This is a genomic window from Sorangium sp. So ce1153 (genome assembly GCF_051521595.1).
Classification (GTDB): Bacteria; Myxococcota_A; Polyangia; order Polyangiales; family Polyangiaceae; genus Sorangium.
On sequence record NZ_CP150361.1, the window covers coordinates 12,628,342 to 12,647,343 of the forward strand.

Annotated in this window: 14 protein-coding genes; 2 read left to right on the forward strand and 12 right to left on the reverse strand. The window is 70.4% G+C overall.

Features of this window, described 5'->3' with window-relative positions:
* Window positions 1-459 precede the first annotated feature (459 nt).
* From WME85_RS45965 to WME85_RS45980, 4 genes are all read right to left on the reverse strand, one after another.
* A complete protein-coding gene (locus tag WME85_RS45965) occupies window positions 460-1,347 on the reverse strand; it encodes a matrixin family metalloprotease (RefSeq protein ID WP_437830814.1) in 888 nt (295 codons plus the stop codon).
* A gap of 399 nt (window positions 1,348-1,746) precedes the next feature.
* Window positions 1,747-2,094, reverse strand: a complete 348-nt coding sequence (locus WME85_RS45970) for a hypothetical protein (RefSeq protein ID WP_437830816.1) — start codon at window positions 2,092-2,094, stop codon at window positions 1,747-1,749.
* 610 nt (window positions 2,095-2,704) lie between these two features.
* On the reverse strand, window positions 2,705-3,001 hold the full coding sequence (locus WME85_RS45975; RefSeq protein WP_437830819.1) for a hypothetical protein: 297 nt from the start codon (window positions 2,999-3,001) through the stop codon (window positions 2,705-2,707).
* Window positions 3,002-3,029: 28 nt separating this feature from the next.
* On the reverse strand, window positions 3,030-3,668 hold the full coding sequence (locus tag WME85_RS45980; RefSeq protein ID WP_437830822.1) for a TetR/AcrR family transcriptional regulator: 639 nt from the start codon (window positions 3,666-3,668) through the stop codon (window positions 3,030-3,032).
* 95 nt (window positions 3,669-3,763) lie between these two features.
* Between WME85_RS45980 and WME85_RS45985 the strand changes: the two genes are divergently transcribed.
* Window positions 3,764-4,504 carry a 3-oxoacyl-ACP reductase family protein gene (locus WME85_RS45985; RefSeq protein ID WP_437830825.1) on the forward strand — a complete coding sequence of 247 codons (741 nt, stop codon included), beginning with the start codon at window positions 3,764-3,766 and terminating at the stop codon, window positions 4,502-4,504.
* A 72-nt stretch (window positions 4,505-4,576) separates the two neighbouring features.
* Window positions 4,577-5,323 (forward strand): class I SAM-dependent methyltransferase, encoded by a 747-nt coding sequence (locus tag WME85_RS45990; RefSeq protein ID WP_437830827.1) that lies wholly within the window; start codon window positions 4,577-4,579, stop codon window positions 5,321-5,323.
* Window positions 5,324-5,365: 42 nt separating this feature from the next.
* On the opposite strand, the gene WME85_RS45995 is transcribed toward WME85_RS45990, so the two are convergent.
* The 8 genes from WME85_RS45995 to WME85_RS46030 all read right to left on the reverse strand — a co-directional run bounded on the left by WME85_RS45995 (window position 5,366) and on the right by WME85_RS46030 (window position 18,462).
* Entirely contained in the window at window positions 5,366-6,289 is a 924-nt protein-coding gene (locus WME85_RS45995) for a response regulator (protein WP_437830830.1), read from the reverse strand.
* Window positions 6,283-9,228, reverse strand: coding sequence for a response regulator (locus WME85_RS46000; RefSeq protein ID WP_437830832.1), 2,946 nt, complete (start codon window positions 9,226-9,228; stop codon window positions 6,283-6,285). The genes WME85_RS45995 and WME85_RS46000 overlap by 7 nt, the downstream gene beginning before the upstream one ends.
* Before the next feature lie 300 nt (window positions 9,229-9,528).
* Window positions 9,529-10,239, reverse strand: coding sequence for a hypothetical protein (locus WME85_RS46005; RefSeq protein WP_437830834.1), 711 nt, complete (start codon window positions 10,237-10,239; stop codon window positions 9,529-9,531).
* Window positions 10,240-10,880: 641 nt separating this feature from the next.
* A complete protein-coding gene (locus WME85_RS46010) occupies window positions 10,881-11,741 on the reverse strand; it encodes a sugar ABC transporter permease (RefSeq protein ID WP_437830836.1) in 861 nt (286 codons plus the stop codon).
* Window positions 11,738-14,065: an extracellular solute-binding protein gene (locus WME85_RS46015; RefSeq protein ID WP_437830837.1), complete on the reverse strand. Its 2,328-nt coding sequence runs from the start codon at window positions 14,063-14,065 to the stop codon at window positions 11,738-11,740. The genes WME85_RS46010 and WME85_RS46015 overlap by 4 nt, the downstream gene beginning before the upstream one ends.
* Before the next feature lie 8 nt (window positions 14,066-14,073).
* A complete protein-coding gene (locus WME85_RS46020) occupies window positions 14,074-15,153 on the reverse strand; it encodes an ABC transporter ATP-binding protein (protein ID WP_437830839.1) in 1,080 nt (359 codons plus the stop codon).
* Between the two features lie 38 nt (window positions 15,154-15,191).
* Window positions 15,192-17,162 carry an alpha-amylase family glycosyl hydrolase gene (locus WME85_RS46025; protein ID WP_437830842.1) on the reverse strand — a complete coding sequence of 657 codons (1,971 nt, stop codon included), beginning with the start codon at window positions 17,160-17,162 and terminating at the stop codon, window positions 15,192-15,194.
* Between the two features lie 10 nt (window positions 17,163-17,172).
* Window positions 17,173-18,462 carry a carbohydrate porin gene (locus tag WME85_RS46030; protein ID WP_437830844.1) on the reverse strand — a complete coding sequence of 430 codons (1,290 nt, stop codon included), beginning with the start codon at window positions 18,460-18,462 and terminating at the stop codon, window positions 17,173-17,175.
* Window positions 18,463-19,002: the final 540 nt, after the last annotated feature.

Here is a 19,002-nt window from a genome sequence, read left to right on the forward strand (position 1 = left end):
CGGCCTGCTTTTCGTCGGAGGCTGGATGCTCCTCGCCGGGAGCGGCCTGCTTTTCGTCGGAGGCGGGGATCACGGGGCCGCGACCCTACCACGCGCTCGCTCCACCACACGATGCGCGCACGATCGCCGCCGCGGCGCAGGGTCTGAGCGCTGCCGTGCCGGCGCACGAAGGCAGAGCGCCCATTCGACGGTGGGGGGAACCGCCACGGGCGCTCTGTCCGGCAGGCCTCGTGCTGGCCCTGCGGCCGGAGCGGCGTCGTCCCGCTGCCGCTCCTTGCGCTTGCCGAAGCGGACGCCGGCCGCGTCGACGCCGAACACGAGCTGCGCGCCGTGGTTGTTCTCGAGCGCGACCCAGGTCGGCGCCTCGCGCGCGCCGAGGCAGGGCATCTCGGGGGAGACGAGGGACACGGCTGCGGGCGACGAGAGCCCACGCGCCGGCAAGGCGCGCGGGATGATGACTCAGAAGATCGCCGTCATCAGCGCCGTGGACATGCCGTAGACCGACATGCTACCGGCGTCGTCATCGTTTGTCAGAGACATGTCCGATTCTTCCAAGGCGCCGGGTTTCCACGGGTATTGCATGACCGAAGCGGGGTCGAAATCCGTCACCGCGCGCCAGGTGCTGGTGCTGTCACCTTTCACGCTGGACGGGCTCCGGAACCACTCGTGATGGAAGCCGAGGACGTGCCCCAGCTCGTGCCGAAGCACGCCTATCGTATCCATATTGGGCGCGACCACCGGCCAATCTGGATTGGTATCGAAGTCGTTGTAGTCGATCACGAGGGTGTCAGCGACGCAGTCACCAACGGGGTCATGAGGAACGAAGGCGCACGCTCCGCCCGAGCTCCAGGGCCGGACCGGGATGACGACATTGGTGTTCGTGTTGGTGCAGTTTGTATCCTCGCTGCTGACATGGGTGAACCGCACGTTGATCACGCTCATCCAGGCGCTCGTGGCCTTCTGCATCTCTGCGACGGCCCTCGGGTAATCCGCGAAGCTCGTGCTCACGCAATAGCGCAGATCTGCCGCTTCCTGGTGCGACCAGACATCGTCCGATCCGCTGAATTGATGGATGATGAGCGGCTGAGCGCTGCTGCCGACCTCCTCGTCGGCGTAGGTCTGCTGATAGTAACTCCACAGCCGCTCCTCGGATCGTATGGGAATGTCCCAATCGACCATGTAGAACCGATCCCCGTCCACCTCCCTCGCTGCGCTGGCTCGGAACTCCTCCCACGTCGGGACGTATCCCTCGGAGCCCACTGCGACGTCCTGCTCCGCGCAGGCGCTCAGAGCAGCAACGAGGACGTAGCCCGATGCTTGAAACGTGCGTCTGGACATCATCACCATACCTGTACCTCGTCGTTATCTGTTCCGCTTCATCTCGTCGTCCGCGCGGCCCGGGCTCTCCCTCCTCGCATGGCCAGCAGCCAGCTCCGGTCGCTGCGGTGTCCACGAGGCCCCGCGATCACTCACTGATCCTTGTTGAGCAGCCCCCACGCGTGGGTCGTATAGCCCCCGGCGGTGCAGACGGGCTGGAGCCGCCTGTGCCTTCGACCGCCGCGCGCCATTGCCCTTCGCGCGAAGTCAGGGAAGCGACGGAGGCACAGGAGATCAGCGCGCCGCGTGTTCCTCAGAGCCGGCGCGCGGTCCGTCCAGAAGATGGCAGTCTCTGGTAGTCCGCGCGCCATCTGCAGGATGCGCCGGCGCCGAACGAGCGCCGCTGCAGTCACGGGATCGGGCGATCACTCACTCATTCTTGGAGAGCCGGACCCATACGTAGGTCGGATAGCCGTCGGCGGTGCAGATGGAGTTGGAGACGTTGACCTGGACCTTCCGTCCGGCGAGGAACGCCGACAGGATCGTCTTGTCCATCAGCTGCCGTTCTGCCGCCGTTATCGTCGAAATCGGGTCGAGACGGCCGGTATTCGCGCAGTCCGCCGGGTTCCCGGTGGTGGTGTAGATCCGATACCCGATCCCCGGCACCGTATCGATCGTATCGATCGCCGCGGAGTCGTACCAGGTTCCTGCCCAGGCGCTGGAGGTGATCCCAAGAGCAGCCGCACCCAGAAGAGCCATGACGTGAAGTCGCTTCATGATGACAATCTCCTCAAATATTATGATGAAATGTTGATCTAAATGATCTCCAAGAGGTCCGACCGACGGCCGGCGGAGCGCTGACACTCGATCCCTCGACGCTTCGCGCTCCTGATTGCCAGAGGTACCCGACGCACTCCGAGCATTCATGATCCCTTCGAGGGTCGGCGCGTCGCTGCGGTCGTGTGCACGCTGCTGCCCGGTCGCTTGAGGGCGACTGCATGCCCCGTGCCACGGTCAGAAATAGCCTCAGTTCGCTGTCCGCCGCGCCCCGCGCGCCGGTCATTGAGACTCCCGGCATGACATGCGGCCTGATCTTACGTGGGATGTCACGGTTCTCGGCGTGACATGTCACGGTTCTCGGCGTGACATGTCACGGGCAGGGCTCAGTCTGCTCCTCTGGCACCCCCAGGTGGAGCGACCCGAAGCTCGACCATCGCGATGGCGTCGGGCTGACGCTGCGACGGGCAGCTGGAGGCGCTGCTCGATGCCGTGTACTCCTGCCTTCGAGCCCGGGCGCGCGTCGCTCGAGCTCGCCTCCGGTCTCATGAGAGAGGGAGACACAGAGGACATCGAGGGGAGAGCAAGAGCGCTGCGGGTCGCGGCCGCGTCAGCCGTCGTGGCCGTCCTGCTCGCCTTCGGACTCCGGCGAGCGACACCGCATCACCCTGCGGATCTCGTTGCCCTTCTCGTTGTGCCGCACCTCGTCCATGAAGTTGCGGATCAGCAGCAGGCCGCGGCCGCTCGGCTTCTTCGTCAACACCGCCCGCGCCCCGCGCGCGGAGATCTCGGCGCTGAACGGCCACGCGAACGCACGCGCCTTCGCACGGATGTACGGCGCGCTCGCGAACGGCGGCGCGCTCGCGGGCGGCGGCGCGCGGGTGCTGTCATCCGTGCATCGACCCACCCAGCTCCCCACGGGACGACGCCGGAGCCTACGGGCCGCGCGGGGCGCCGGGCCCAGGCCACGCCCGCATCGCGGCGTCCACGGCCGCGCGGAGGCTCTCCGGTGACGCGCCGTCCCGCGCCTGGACCGACATCCCCAGCAAGACGGTCACGTAGAACGTGGCCAGCGCGGCGGCGTCCGTGTCCGACGCGAGCTCGCCTTCCTCGATGGCCCGCTGGATCCGCGCCTGGAGGGAGGCGTGCCAGGCCTCGCGGTGCCCTCGCATCAGGTCCTGCAAGGGCCGGGCGCCGGGGGAGCACTGGGTCCCGGCCAGCGCGATCATGCAGCCGGACGGCTGATCGGGCCGGGTGAACTCGCCGACCGCCGTCTCGATCATCCGCTGCACCGCGCCCCGGGCCGTCGGCTCCTCGGCAAGGATGCGGTCCATGTGCCCGCCCCCCCTGGCGAGATACCGATCCACCGCCGCCCGGAAGAGCTGCTCCTTGCCACCGAAGTTCGCGTAGAGGCTCGATGGGCTGATGCCCATCGCCGCGCTCAGCTCGTCGAGCGACGTCGCCTCGTAGCCCCGGTCCCAGAAGAGGAGCATGGCCCGCTCCAGCGCCGCGTCCTGATCGAAGCAGCGCGGCCGCCCTCGCCCCCGCTGGACCTGCCCCGCCGCTTTTTTCATAACGATCGTTCCATAAATCGCTTGACGGACAGCATCAACCTACTTACCTTCCTTTTATGGAACGATCGTTCCAAAAAAAAGAGGAGGACTTCTCGATGGGTACGTTGAAGGGCAAGGTTGCGCTGGTCACCGGGGGTTCGCGGGGTATCGGGGCGGCGGTCGCCAGGCGCCTGGCGCACGAGGGCGCCGCCGTGGTCATCACCTACGCCGCGTCGCCCGAGAAGGCGGCCGAGGTGGTGCACGGCATCGAGGCGGCGGGGGGCAGGGCGGTCGCCGTCCGGGCGGACAGCGCCGACGTCGAGGCGGTGAGGAGCGCCGTCGCCCAGACGGTGAAGACCTTCGGCCGGCTCGACGTGCTGGTGAACAACGCCGGCGTCGCCGCCATGGCGCCCATCGATCAGTTCTCGCTGGAGGAGTTCGATCGCCTCATGGCGGTGAACGTCAGGGGCCTCTTCGCCGCCACGCAGGAGGCCGTCCGCCACATGGGCGAGGGCGGGCGCATCATCAACATCGGGAGCGTCAGCGGCGATGTGGCGCTCATCCCCGGGATGGCCGTCTATGGCGCGACCAAGGCGGCGGTCGCCGGCCTGACGCGCGGCTGGGCGCGGGATCTCGGTCCGCGCGGCATCACGGTCAACAACATCCAGCCGGGCCCCGTGGACACCGACATGAACCCGGCCGACGGCCCGCTCGCCGCCAAGTTCAAGGACCAGATCCCCGTGCAGCGCTACGGACAGGGCGACGAGATCGCCGGCATGGTGGCGTACCTGGCCGGCCCCGAGGGCGCCTTCGTCACGGGCGCCGACCTCAAGATCGACGGCGGCTTCACCTCCTGATCTCCCCGGGCCACGCCTGCAAGGCTCCTCTGCCCGGGAATGCGGGTTAGGATCCCTCAGGACCGGAGGGACATGAGCGCGCTCTACGATCGCATCGGCGCAGGCTACTCCGCCACGCGAAGGACGGATCCCCGCATCGAGGCGCTGATCAGGGACGCCCTCGGCGACGCGCGCTCGGTGGTCAACGTGGGCGCGGGCGCCGGCGCGTACGAGCCGGCCGATCGGGAGGTGCTCGCGGTCGAACCCTCGGCCACCATGATCGCGCAGAGGCGGCGCGGCGCGGCGCCAGCCCTCCAGGCCAGCGCCGAGAGCCTGCCCCTCCCCGACCAGAGCTTCGACGCCGCCCTGGCCGTCAACACGCTACATCACTGGACGGACGCGCGGGCGGGCCTGCGCGAGCTCCGCAGGGTCGCACGCAAGCGGATCGTCATCTTTTTGCGCGACCCGCCGAGCGGTCAACCGTTCTGGCTGACCGAGGATTACCTCCCCTCGCTCGACCCGTCTCGGCGGATCGCCGCCATCCGCGACGCGATCAGAGAAGAGCTCCCGTCCGTGAAGGCGCTGCCTTGTCCGCTGCCGCGCGACTGCGCCGACGGCTTGTTCGCGGCGTACTGGGCGCGGCCGGAGATGTACCTGGATGTGGAGGTCCAGCGGAACATCTCGAACTTCGCGCTCGCGGAGGAGGGCAGCCTGGCGGAAGGGCTCGCGCGTCTCGGGGCCGACCTCGCGTCGGGGGCGTGGGATCGCAAGTACGGGGGGCTGCGACGGCTGGAGTCGCTGGACCTGGGTCATCGAGCGCTGGTGGCCGAGCTGGCGTGACCCACCCCCCCGCCGCCCGGGGGCGCTCGGAACGAGGCCGCGTCAGCCGTCGTGGCCGTCCTGCTCGCCCTCGGACTCCGGCGAGCGACACCGCATCAGCATGCGGATCTCGTTGCCCTTCTCGTTGTGCCGCACCTCGTCCATGAAGGTGCGGATCAGCATCAGGCCGCGGCCGCTCGGCTTCTCCAGGTTGGCGAGGTCGGTCGGGTCCGGCAGGTCGCGCGGGTCGAAGCCGGGCCCCTCGTCGCGCACGACGTAGGTCGCCTCGGTCCGCGTCTCCCGCGCCCAGACGTGGACGCGCCGGTCCCGGTAGGGGCTCTCCCCCCGGCGCCGCTCGACCAGCGCCTGGAACGCGGCCGGATCCTCGTCGAGCAGCGTCGAGCTCACCTCGAGGTTGCCGTGTACGATCGCGTTCACGAGCGCCTCGCGCAGCGCCACCGCGACCTGGATCCGGCCCGTCTCGTCGCACAGCCGCATCCGGCCGAGGCTCTGCTCGATGTGGCCCACCAGCGCGGGCACCTTCGCCACGTCGTTGTCGAGCTCGAAGTGCGACTCGGTCGCCGTCAGGCACGAGAGGAGCTGCTGCTCGCGCCGGTCGAGCCGCGCCACGGCGAGGACGTTCTCGACCGTGTTCACGAGCTCCGCCGCGAGGTTCCGCTTCGCGACGTAGCTCGCGGCGCCGCGCCGGAGCGCCTGCACCGCGATCTCCTCGCTGCCGTGCGCGGTCATCAGGATCACCGGCAGGTACGGGTGCTCGCGGCGGATCGCCTCGACCAGCTCCAGGCCGTCCATCTCCGGCATCTGGAGGTCGGTCAGCACGATCTCGGGCGTCGTCCGCGCGATCGTCTGCAGGGCCTCGACGCCGTTCTCGGCGTACATCGGCTCCATGCCGGCGCGCTTCTTGAGCAGGCTCCCGGAGAGGCGCCGATCCATCGGGGAGTCGTCCACCACGAGCACCCTCACCATCGCGTCACCTCGTTATCAGAGCGTGGTTCGCCCTGCACCGGCGTCGCAGGGTCCGCCGGCACGCCCTCGCGCACGAACGCGGCGAGCTCGGGGATCAGGCGCTCGACCTGCGCGCGCAGCGCGAACTGCGCCTCCGCCAGGCTGCCGAGCTCGTTCGCGCGCGCCATCTTCTCCAGCGCGAAGGCGGCCTCGAACGCGGCCCGCGCGCCGAAGCTGTCGACCCCGCCCTTCAGGCTGTGCGCGGCCCGCTGGAGCTTGCGGGCGTCGCCCGACGTCACCGCCTCGTCGATGTCGGCCATCCACCGCGGGCACTCCTCCAGGAAGACCTCGGCGAGCTCGCGCAGGAGGTCGGCGTCGCCGCCCGTCCGCTCGAGCGCCCGGGTGCGGTCGAACATCGGCCGGCTCGCGATCGAGGAAGGTGAGCCGGTCAGCCGCTCCGAGCGGGCGCTCGGCGGCCCGCTGTCGAACGACGACGAGGGCACCGACGGGTACGAGCTCTGCGCGCCGAGCGACAGGCCCGCCGGGTCCTCGATCTCCAGCGACGAGGGCCCGGCGGCGAGCCGGTCGATCATGTCGTAGAGCTCCTCCACCTGCACCGGCTTCGACACGTAGCCGTCGAAGCCCGCCCGGAGGCAGCGCTCGCGGTCGCCCTTCATCGCGTAAGCGGTCACGACGATGAGCGGCATGTGCCCGCCCTCGCGCCGCTCGCGGGCGCGGACGACCCGCGCGGCCTGCAGGCCGTCCATCTCGGGCATCTCCACGTCGAGCAGGGCCACGTCGTACTGCCCGCTCGCGATCTTCTCGACGGCGAGCCGGCCGTTCTCGACGATGTGCACGTGGTGGCCCTGCCGCTCCAGCCAGCGGCGCATCAGCTTCTGGTTGATCGCGTTGTCCTCGGCGACGAGCACGCGCAGGCCGCGGGCGCGCGGCCCGGGCATGTAGCGGCGCACGTCGGCCGACCGGAGCGCGCTCCGCGTCGGGACGCCGAAGGCGTGGAACACGGCCTCCTGGAGGTGGGATGGCTTCACGGGCTTCGTCAGCATGGCGAAGACGCCGAGGTCGCGGCAGCGCGCGGCGTCCGCCTGCGCGGACGTCGAGCTCAGCATCATGATGGTGCGCCCCTTCAGGATCTCGCGCCGGCGGCAGTGCTCCACCACGGCGAAGCCGTCGACCTTCGGCATGCGGGCGTCGACGATCGCGAGGCCGAACGAGGTGCTCGGCCCGACCGCGTTGCCCCCCGGCTTGCCCCAGGGCAGCGCCCACACCCCCGAGTCCTCCGAGAGCGCCGCGATCGCCGCCGCCCCCGAGTCGACGGGGACCGGCTTCATCCCCCAGCCCTCGATCGTCTCCGCGAGGATGCGCCGCGTCGTCGTGTTGTCGTCGGCGATGAGGACCCGCGTGCCCTGGAGGTCCTTCGGCAGCTGCGGCCGGCGCGACCGCGCGGCGCCCTCGAGCGCCCTGAGCTGGAGCGTGAAGTGGAAGGTGCTGCCCTTGCCGACCTCGCTCTCGATCCAGATCTTGCCGCCCATCATCTCGACGAGCCGGGCGCAGATCGTGAGGCCGAGGCCCGTGCCGCCGTACTTGCGGGTGGTCGACCCGTCCGCCTGCGCGAACGCGTCGAAGACGAGCCGCTGCTTGTCGGGGGCGATGCCGATGCCCGTGTCGATGACGCGCACGTGGAGCACCACGACGTCGCCGAGCGCCTCGCCCGAGTAGAGGTCCGCCGCGCTCGGGCGGTCGGCGCCGGCCTCTTCCTCCTCGGGCGAGAGGGGGGAGCGCGCGTCGATGGCGGCGCGGACGACGATCTCGCCGGCGTCGGTGAACTTCACCGCGTTGCTCACGAGGTTCACGAGGACCTGGCGCAGGCGCAGCGGGTCGCCGACGAGCGCCTCGGGCACCTCGGGGCTGACGTGGTAGGCGAGCTCGAGCCGCTTCTCGTGGGCCCGGAGCGCGAGCGTCTTCACGGCGTCGCCGATGATCTCGCTCGGCTCGAAGACGACGGGCTCGATCTCGAGCTTGCCGGCCTCGATCTTCGAGAAATCGAGGACGTCGTTGATGATGGCGAGGAGCGCGTCGGCCGAGATCTTGACCATCTCGAGGTACTCGCGCTGCTCCTGGGTGAGCTCGGTCTGGAGCGCGAGCGACGTCATGCCGATGATGCCGTTCATCGGGGTGCGGATCTCGTGGCTCACGCTGGCGAGGAACTCGCTCTTCGCGCGGCTCGCGGCCTCGGCGGCCTCCTTGGCCTGCTGGAGCTCGGCCTCGACCTCCTGGCGCTGCATCAAGAGGGCGCGCAGGCTCGCCGAGTGCTCGCGCTCGTTCTCGAGCGAGGCCTCGCCCATCGCGTCCGCGCGCCGCTTGGCGATGCTGGCCATCACCGCCATGGCGGGCGTGGTGACGGCGAAGACGATGACCCGGAGCAGGTTGTCCGCGGTGTACGAGAAGGGCGCCCCGTCGTCGGAGAAGTAGATGGCGAAGTAGACGCACGAGATGAGCGCCGTGATGATGCCGCCCCAGAGCCCGCCGCTGAACGCCGCGAACACGATGATCATCGAGAGGATCGCGGGCGGGTTCGGGATGTTCCAGTCGAGCGCGGCCTCGAGCGTGGCGACCGCGCCGATGACGAGCAGGGCGAGCACCGGCCCCAGCAGCGGCAAGAGGTGCTTCTCCCACGAGGGCCGGCTGAGGCGCGGCCGCCGCGCGGAGGGCGCCGGCAGGAAGGTGCCGCGGCCGTCGCCGTCGGCGACGAACGAGATGCGCGGCTCGCCGACCAGCGAGAGGCGGGGCTCGCCGACCAGCGAGACGCGGCCGTCGGCGACGAGCGAGGGGCGGCCGTCGCCGCCGGGCGAGAGGCGGCCGTCGCCGCCCGAGGGGGGGCGGGGCTCCGCGCTGACGGTCCCCGGCGCGGCGGCTGGCGGGGGATCCTCGGCCTTCGGCATGGCTCCATGGAGATAGCGGGGTCGCGAGGGGGCGTCCATGGCCGTGACGGAGGGGGGGCGCCGGCGGGCAACACGGGGTCCTGCGCCCGGGGCGACCGGACGCGCGGCGCCGGCCGCGATCGTGCGGGCAGGGCGTCGCGCGTGGGGCCGATCCTCGTAGGCAACCCTCGCTGTCAGCGCAGGACACTGCAGGGAGCGCGAACAGGTCCGGCAGGTTCATGGCCATCGCGGCGATGCGCGGGCCTCGCTGGCCGGCATCATCGCCGGTCCCGATCCTGATGCGTATCGCCTACGTGGCGCTCACAAGCTGCAGCAATGGAGCTTCAGGCCGTTCATGGCCGTGTCGTCACCCCCGCCCTGCGAGTCCTCGAATCGGATGGACAGCCCGCACACCGCTGTGCCTGTGGGACAATAAGCCCAATCTCTCCATCCACCCCAGCCGCCACCGTTGGTCGTATAGGCAGTGCCACCGTTCCTGCACCCGAACTTGACGTCGTTCGCCGCCGTGTCGTCCCTGCGACCACCCCGCGAACCTTCGACACGCAACTGCGCCGATGTGAGGAAGTTGGCCGCACCTGAGCAGGAGGCGGCATTGCCCCAGTCACCCCATAGCCCGTCATAAGACGAGATCCATTCAATCGTGTTGCCCCGCGCGTCCTGACACAGGAGCCTCACTGAATTCAGGGCAGTGTCGTCGTCGCGGGTACCCTGGTCACGCTCAACGCGGAGCGTGTAACCGATGGCCCACGAACCCGGATTGCAGTAGATATCCTGTCGCCAGGTCCCCCAGATACCTTCCCCAGGCATGATGGTATAATAATAATCTCCGCGCGAGCCGACGAACGCCCCTTCAGCCTCGCCGACCTGCTCATCTTCCTCGGCCTCGGCATGAACGTCATCACCTTCAGCGTAGATACTATCGTCGTCCGCCTCGGTCGTGACCACGCATCCGACAAGGGAAGCCAAGGTCCACAAGAGCAAGCCACTGAACACCATCGACGATGATTTCATCACGCCCTCCATGAAGATCCGTTCGAGCGCCTCAGGCCGACACCGGACTTCGGCCAGAGTCGCTTCGCATCTCTCGACAACGACACACCAGAACGCCCCAGCTCATGACACACGATGGACGCCTCTATTTGACGCGCACGCGCGCGAGGCGCATGCGCTGCGCTCGCTCGTCGAATCACCTTGCGCCGACAGGCGCTGACGCTGTGACTGGCCGACGCCCTCGTTGCTGGCAGCTCCAAGCCAGACTAAGGCCGCCGCGACGAGCCGTGCTGGCAGCCCCCTTCTCCGACAAGAAGCGCGCTCTCCTCGATGAGCGCCTGTTGCTCCCTTTGCTCGCCGGTGCTCTGGACGCTGCACACGACACCGGTACAACCGGTGCACGCGTCATGCAGTCTTGCTCAATTGAGCGCTCGGCCGCCATACCACTTTGGCGGTACGAGGGCGGCGTCACCTCGAGCCAGCTCGAGAGCGGGACGCTGTGTCCGCTCAACGGTCGCTGAGCGGCGTCGCGAACCGCAAACAGGCCTGGCCGACTTTTACAGCGCAGCGCCGCATTCAGCCGCTGACAGCGGCCGTTACTTCTTCCGTTCCGGATCCCGGCCCTGCACGGAGTGAGCGCCTCGGGTCGCGCCGGGCAGGGCTCACCCCTTCACCCCGCCCGTCGTCAGCCCCGCCACGAGGTGCCGCTGCACCAGGTAGAACGCCCCCATGACCGGCAGCGACACGAGGAGCGCCCCCGCCGCGAACCGCTCCCACTGCGCGTCGTACTCGCCGATGTACCGCTGCAGCACGACCGGCAGCGTGAACATCTCCTCCTTGCCGAGCAGCGTCGCCGCGAGGATGAACTCGTTGTACGCCGTCATGATCGCGAACAGCGCCGTCACCGCGATCGCCGGCCGCGCCGCCGGGAGCACGACCCGCAAAAAGGCCTGGAAGCGCGTCGCCCCGTCGACCATCGCCGCCTCCTCCAGATCGACCGGGATCGCCTCGAACGCGGCCCGGAGCTGGAAGATCGAGAACGGCACCGCCGTCGACGCGTAGCAGAGCACGAGCCCCGTCCGCGAGTTCAAGAGCCCCAGCGCGTCGAGCAAGAGGTACAGCGGGATCGCGCTCGCCACCGTGGGGAACATCTGCGTCGCGAGCAGCGCGCGCACGCCGCGCTCCTTGCCGAGGAACTGGAAGCGCGCGAGCGCGTACGCCGCCGGCACCGCGATGGTCACGCCGACCACCGCGGTCGCGAGCGCCACGACGATCGAGTTCGCGAGCTGGCGCGGGAACAGCCAGATCTCCTCGCCGCCGACCTTCTGCGACGTGGTGACCACCGCCTCGAGGTGCGCGAGCGTCGGCTGGTTCGGGAACGGCAGGACCTCCGGCACCGGCGGGCGCGACCCCGAGAAGGCGATCGAGATGACCCACAGCACCGGGTACAGCGCGAAAGCGACCGCCGCGAGCAGCGCGACGTGCACCGCGACCGACTCGACCGGAGAAGGCTTGCGCGTCATACGGCCTCCGTCGCCGCCACCGGGGCGGGCGCCGACCCGTCGGCGGCCCCGCCGCCCTGCGGGATGTAGGAACCGGGCGTCCGCCGCCGCCACCCCGAGGCGCGCGTCGCGAGCGTGAGCAGCAGGAAGATGAGCACCGAATACGCCGCGGCGTAGCCGTACTGAGCCTCGCGGGTGAACGCCCACCGGTACGCCTCGGAGACGAGGATGTCCGTGGTGCCGTCCGGATCGCCGCCGGAGACGAGGAACACCACGTTGAACATGTTGAACGTCCAGATCGCGCCCAGCGTCACCGCCGGCGCGAGCACCGGCCTGATCAGCGGCAGCGTGATGCTCCAGAGGCGCTGCCAGCGCGTGGCGCCGTCGACCTCGGCCGCCTCGAGCACGTCCTCCGGCACGGCGGTGAGCGCGCCGAGCGTGACCACCATCATGAAAGGGAAGCCGAGCCATACGTTGGTGGTCACGTTGGCCGTGAACGCGGTCGTGAAGCTCGAGAACCAGGCGATGGGCTCGATGCTCGTGCCGAAAGCGGAGTTCACCGCCTCGATGAGGCCGGTCACGGCCCCGAACTGCCGGTGGAACATGCCCTTCCAGGACAGCGCGGTCACGTAGCTCGGCACCGCCCAGGGCACGATGAGCAACACCCGGTAGACCGCGCGCAGGCGCAGCGTCGGGCGGTGCAGGAGCAGCGCCAGCGAGACGCCGAGGACGACGTGGCAGAGGAGGTTCACCACCGTCCAGAGCACGGTCACCGCGAGCACGAGGTAGAACGAGCCGCTGGAGAAGAGCGGCTCGCCGCGGGCCGTGAGGATGCTGATGAAGTTGGCGAGGCCGACGTACCGGAGGCCCTCGCCGCTGCCAGCGAAGAGCGACGTGGCCGCGCCGATGACGAGCGGCACCATCACGAGCACGCCGATCGCGACGACGGCGTGCGCGACGTACTTGTAGGCCGAGAGCGAGCGCTCGAGCGAGCGACGGAGCGCCGGGCGCGCCGGGCTGGAGACCGCGCGCTTCGCGGCGAGGACCCACCGGAGCACCAGGGCGAGCGCGAGCGCGCCGAGCACGACGAGGAGCGGCGCCGGCGAGGCGGGCGGCGGGAGCGGACGGCGCACGTCGTCGAAGCGGTGCTTCGCCTCGGAGAGCGCGACCTCGGGGGACGCGTCGCCCCGCAGCACCTTGCGGATCGCGCGCGCCGACGGCTCCCAGGTCGAGCGCATCGCCGGCGAGGTCGGCATCGGGATCGCCACCTTCGCCTGCTCGGTGAACGCCGCGATGAAGGCGTCGTCGGCCGGGACCGCCACGTCGCTGCGCACCGGCGGCGTCCGCGCCACCTCGAGGCGCGTGGCCGCGGCCGCGGCGCCCGCGATGTGGCGCGCGAGCGCCCGCGCCTCGACGCGCTGCGCGCCCTGGGGCGAGAGCATCACCGCCTCGACGGTCATGAACGGCCGCATCGGCTGGCCTGTCTCGCGCACCTTCGGGAGCGGGACGACGCGGGAGCGCTGCTTCGCCTCGTCCTTGAGGCCGCCCACGAACCACGGCCCGCTCATCACGAACGCCGCGCGGCCGGTGTTGTAGAGGTCGGTCACCAGCGCGCCGTTCGCGTCCTCCGGGACGACCCGCCGCGCGATCAGCGAGCGGACGAGCTCGAGCGAGCGCTCCGGCCCCGGGCCGACGAAGCCGAACTGGTCGTTCTCGTCCAGCATCGTGCCGCCGAACGCGGCGAGGATCGGCATGTGCGCGTAGGCGTTCGACGCCTCGTACGCGAGCGGGTACACGCCCTGCGGCAGCGCGCCGGCGAGCGCGGCGATGTCCTCGAGGTACGCCGGGGCCTCGCGGACGAGCGCGGTGTTCATGTAGAGCGCCATGCACTTCTGGCTGATCGGCAGCCCGAAGATCTCGCCCCCTTGCCGCACGGCCGCGAGCGCCGGCCCCTGGAACAGCGCCTCGCCGTTCGGCTCGAGCGCGTCGCCCACCGGCGCGACGAGCTTGCGCGCGCGGTAGTCGCCGAGCCGCTCGTGGGCGTCGATGAACAGGTCGGGCCCCTCGCCCATCGGGATCGCCGCCTGGAGCTTCGAGGCGTAGGCGTCGAACGGCAGGGCGAGGAGCTCGACCTCCTCGCCCTTGAAGGCCGCGACGATGGCGCCGAGCGCTTTGGCCTCGTCGTCGCGGTAGGCGTGCCAGAGCCGGATCGGCGCCGCGGCCGCGAGCGCCGGCGCGAGGACGAGCAGGAGCGCGGCGAGCGCGGCGAGCGCGATCGCTGGCGCGGGGCGGCCTGGTCGACTCGGTCGACTCGGTCGGCTCGGGCGGCTCGAGCGGCTCGTCATCGCGCGCCTCACGCCTCCCGGAGGCTGAGCCCCGAGTCCGCGTCGAACAGGTGCACCTTCTGGAGCGCGATCTTCACGGTGTCCCCCTTCGCGACGGGCGCCGCCGGATCCAGGCGCGCCACGAACGGCGCCCCCGCGACGGTGCCGTGCGCGTACGACTCGGCCCCGAGCGCCTCGACGATCGCCACCTGGAACCGGGCGCCGTCGTCGCCCGAGGCGAGATCCACCTCGTGCGGGCGCACGCCGACCGTCACCCGCCGCCCCGACGAGAGCGCGCCCGGGAACTCGGCCGCGTCGATCTCGACCGCGAGGTCCCCCTGGGCCGCGAACCACCGGCCGTCCCGGCTCTCCATGCGCGCCTCGAAGAAGTTCATCGCCGGGCTGCCGAGGAAGCTCGCCACGAACTGCGTGCGCGGCCGGGCGAACACCTCGAGCGGCGGGCCGGACTGCTCGACGACGCCCTTGTTGAGCACGAAGATCTCGTCGGCGAGCGTCATCGCCTCGACCTGGTCGTGGGTGACGTAGACGCTCGTCGCGCCGAGCCGGTCGTGCAGCTTGCGGATGTCGACCCGCACCTGGGCGCGCAGGGCGGCGTCGAGGTTCGAGAGCGGCTCGTCGAAGAGGAAGAGCTGCGCCCGCCGCACGATCGCCCTGCCCATGGCGACGCGCTGCCGCTGGCCGCCGGAGAGCGCCCGGGGGAACCGGTCGAGGAGGGGGCCGAGGCCGAGCATCTCCGACGCCTCCTTCACGCGCGCCTCGATCTCGGCCGACGGCGTCTTCCGGAGCTTCAGGCCGAATGCGAGGTTGTCGCGCACGGTGAGGTGCGGGTAGAGGGCGTACGACTGGAACACCATGGCGACGTCGCGATCGCGCGGCTCCAGGCGCGTCACGTCGCGCTCGCCGAGCGCGATCGAGCCGTCGTCGGCCTCCTCGAGGCCGGCGAGAAGCCTGAGCAGCGTCGACTTGCCGCAGCCGCTCGGGCCGACGAGGACGGCGAACGAGCCGTCGGGCACGTCGACGGAGACGCCGCGCAGCACGTGGGTCTGGCCGAATCGCTTGTTGAGTCCGCGCACTTTGACAGAAGCCATGTTGAAGACTCTCGTGGGGGCAGGGGTGCTGGGGAGGGTCAGAGACCCTGGATGACCTGTTCTTCAGGGACGAGCAGCGCGCCGCTCACCGGAGGCAGCTTGATCGTGACGGCGCCGTCGGCGCCCACGGTATACGTCTTCTTCCCGGGCGAGAGCACGTCGATGAGCACGGTCCCCGGCTCGAGCTCCGTCGTCATCGCCTCCCCGCCGAAGCTCGGGGAGCTGTGCTTCTTCGGGTGCGTGTTGAGCACCACGAGCGCGTAATCGCCGCCCGCGTCGCCCCGCTCGAAGGCGAAGATGCCGGCGTCCTCGTCCGCGCCGCCCGTCCGGTCCGTCGACCAGCGCACCCGCTGCTCTCCGACCGTGAGCGCCCGGTAGCCCCGGCGCAGCGCGGTGAGCCGCTGGACCCACCGGAAGAGCGGGTGCTGGGTGTCGTAGCCGCTGATCCAGAGCGGCTCGCGGTTCGCCGGGTCGTTGCCGCCGCTGAAGCCCTGCTCCGTGCCGTAATAGAGGCAAGGGATGCCGTCCTCGGTGAAGAGGAACAGGAGCGCGTTCTTGAGCGCCGCCTCGGGGTCGGCCTTGAAGGGCGAGACGCCCGCGCCGGCGTAGAGGAAGCGCGGGACATCGTGGTTGTCGATGAAGTTGACGAGCGTCTTCGTCGGCGGCAGGCCCGTGCCGTTCGCGTTCGGCTCCGTGCCGTAGTGGGCCTCCCGGGCGTCCCAGAGGTCCTCGATCCGCCGCGTGCCGAGCGCGTCGCGGAAGACGTCGCGGAAGGCCTGGTAGTACTGGGAGAAATAGAAGACGCCGTCGACCATGTCGCCGGTGATCGGCGCGTCGCCCGGACAGCCCCCCTCCGCCTCGCTGGCGTTCTCGCGGTCGAGGTCGCCGCCGAGCGCCTCGTCGTTCGGGTGGGCCGGGACCTCGTGCCTCGTGAAGCTGCCGATGAGGTCGTCCCTGCCGTCGAAGGCCTCGCCGAACATGAAGAAGTTCGTCTTGCCCTTCTCCTTCAGCCGCAGCCGGACGTTCTGCGTGAAGTAGCGCCAGAACTCGTGCTCGACGTGCTTCAGCGTGTCGAGGCGGAACCCGTCGATGTCGGTGAGCTCGACCCAGCGCACGAACACGTCGACCATCGTCCGCTTCACGTCGCAGCGGGCGGTGTCGATGTCCTTGAGGCCGCCCGGGAAATCGCCGTGCACGAGCTGGTCGACGTCGTCGAAATTGAAGATGCGCCCCTTGCGGTTGTAGACCTCGGGGTCCTGGAAGAGCTCGGGCAGCGGCGGGAGGTGGTTCGTCGCGGGGTCGTAACGGAAGATGACCGGCGCCGGGCCCGACTCGCCGAGCGACGTCCGCGCCTGGACGCCGCGGGGGTCGAAATCGGGGTCGTACTCGCTCATCCGCTCGAGCGGCGATTGCCCGGGCCTGCCGCTGCCATGGACGGACTCGTCCGGCTGCCCGTTCTGGTTGATGTCGTAATAGAAGAGCTGGCCGACGTGGTTCGCCACGACGTCGAGGATCACCTTCATCCCGCGGCCGTGGGCCGACGCGACGAGCCGGCGCAGCGACGCGAGATCGCCGAAATGGGGGTTCAGCGCGGTGAAGTCCTGCGTCCAGTAGCCGTGGTACCCGTCGAAGCCGGCGTCGGTGTCGACGTTCTTGACGATCGGCGAGATCCAGATCGCGGTGACGCCGAGCTGCTCGAGGTAGGGCAGCCGGTCCTCTAGCCCCTTCCAGTCGCCGCCGTGCCACCGGCCGAGCGCCGAGGAGACGCGGGTGTTGTTGCCCGCGTCGCCGTCGGCGAAGCGGTCTATCAGCACCTGATAGATGATCTCCTCCCGCCAGTCGCTCACGTGCGCCCCGAGCGAGACCTCCTGCGCGACGCCCTCGTCGAACGACATGCACCCCGCGACGGGGAGCGCGAGGGCGGCGGCGGCGACCGCCCGGGCCAGCGCGCCCGATCGCGCCGCTCGCGCCGCTTGCCAGAGAGAATGTCTCGATCGCTGCCGGTACATCGTGACCACCTTAGCTCGGGGTGTTGAACCACCACTCCGCCCCGAGACCGAAGAAGTGCTCTGTCTCGCGGAGGCCGAAGACATCGTCCTCCGGGTACAGCCCGCGCGCCCCCGCGTCGCGCAGCGTGAGCGCCCAGATGAGCCGGACGACCGGGCGGCTCAGGTCCCCGCGGCCGGCGGGCGTGACGAACGGGGAGACGCCGAAGCGCACGAGGCTCGCGGCGTGCGGCCCCTCCGGCGCCTCGAGCGAGCCGGGGGGCGCCCCCGGGGTCGAGAGCACGCCGCGCTGCTGCGCCTGGTAGGACGCCTCGACCGCGAGCCCGCCGAGATCACCGAGGAAGACGTGCGGGCGGACCATCGCGATCCCCTCGTCGACGTCGTGGAGATCGAGGTCGGGGCTCGCGTCGCGGAAGCTCCGCAGGTAGCCGGCGACCATGACCCCGAAGGGGCCGCGCTCCCAGTTGCCCCCGAGCGCCACGACGATCTCGCGCGCGCCCGAGGTCGTCCCGTCGGCCGCGAGCTGCACCGGGGTCGCGAACTCGCCGTGAGCCGCGAGCCCGCCCGCGTACCGGAAGAAGAGGTTGACGTGCGTGTCGCGCTCGCCGGTATAGGCGCCTATCTCGGCGCCGAGCACATAGCCGCTGTCCGCCGGGAGCCGCTCGTAGACGTCGGGCACGTTGGGCTCGGTCTGCCGCTGCCCGCGCGCCAGCGTGTGGAGCTCGCCGTACGCGACGCCCTTGAGCCCCGCGCCCCCCGGGAGCGGGACGACGTGGGCCGCCCGCGCGCTGCCGATGAACTTCTGGCGCGCCAGCACCTCGACCGACGCGGCGCCCACCTGGTTGAAGGGGCTCGGCCGCTCGACGATCTGGCCGAAGAACAGCCCCTGCGGCTTCGACAAGCCCGCCTGGATCGCCGCGCTCGTCCGTTCGTCGATCGCGTATCCGACCCCGCCGCCGAGCGTGTTGAGGTTGTCGAGAGGCCACCAGTCGAGCAGGTAGATGTCGTCTCCCCGGTACATGCGGGAGCCGGCCCAGAGCGAGAGCCCCTTCACGCCGAGATCGCTCACCTGGAGATAGAGGTTGCGCACCGCCATCGAGGCGTCGAAGACGCCGTCATGATGGAAGATCGGGTGAGCGACGGCGAGGGTCGTCACCACGACGGTGGAGGCGCCGGTCTTCTGCCAGTGATCGTCGCGGCGGAGCGTGAGCTCAACATAGCTCGACTCGTCGAGCCGCGAGCCGTGAGCGACGATATCGGCGTCGCGACCCGGGCGCCCCCGGAAATCGGTCGCGGCGACCACGCGACCATAGGAACCGAAGGAGAACCCATCTTGTCTGGATTGCGCGACGGGCGGCGGCGTGGCCGCCGCGGGCGCACCCGGATCGGCCCGCCCGCGAGACGAAGTCGTCGCGGCCTCGCCGGGCAGCTCCGGGCGGACAGCCGCTGGCTGCGCCGGCGCCGCTCCCGGCGGACCGGCCGGCTGCGGCGGCGGAGCCGTCTCTACGGCCTCTGGCGGCGCCAACGGGGTCTCTCCGGCAGGCGCTTCCGCGGTATCGGGAGAAGCCGTAGTATCGGCAGGAACCTGCTGAGCCGCAGAGCGCAATGCATAACCGAGCAGCGACATGGCCACCAGCGCGGCCACGACGCGATGCTCCCCCGCCCTCAACGCGCCTCGCACGGCGCGAAAGCTACACCAGCGGCAGTCGCGCGGTCCACGATTTATCGAGCTCGCGAGTGGCTTTCGAGGCGCGCCGCGACCGGCGCAGTCGCCCTCGCGCGGGGTCCGCGGGCTCGCAGGCGCGGCGGTCGCTCGCGGCGCCCGAGTCGCGCGTCGCGCGTC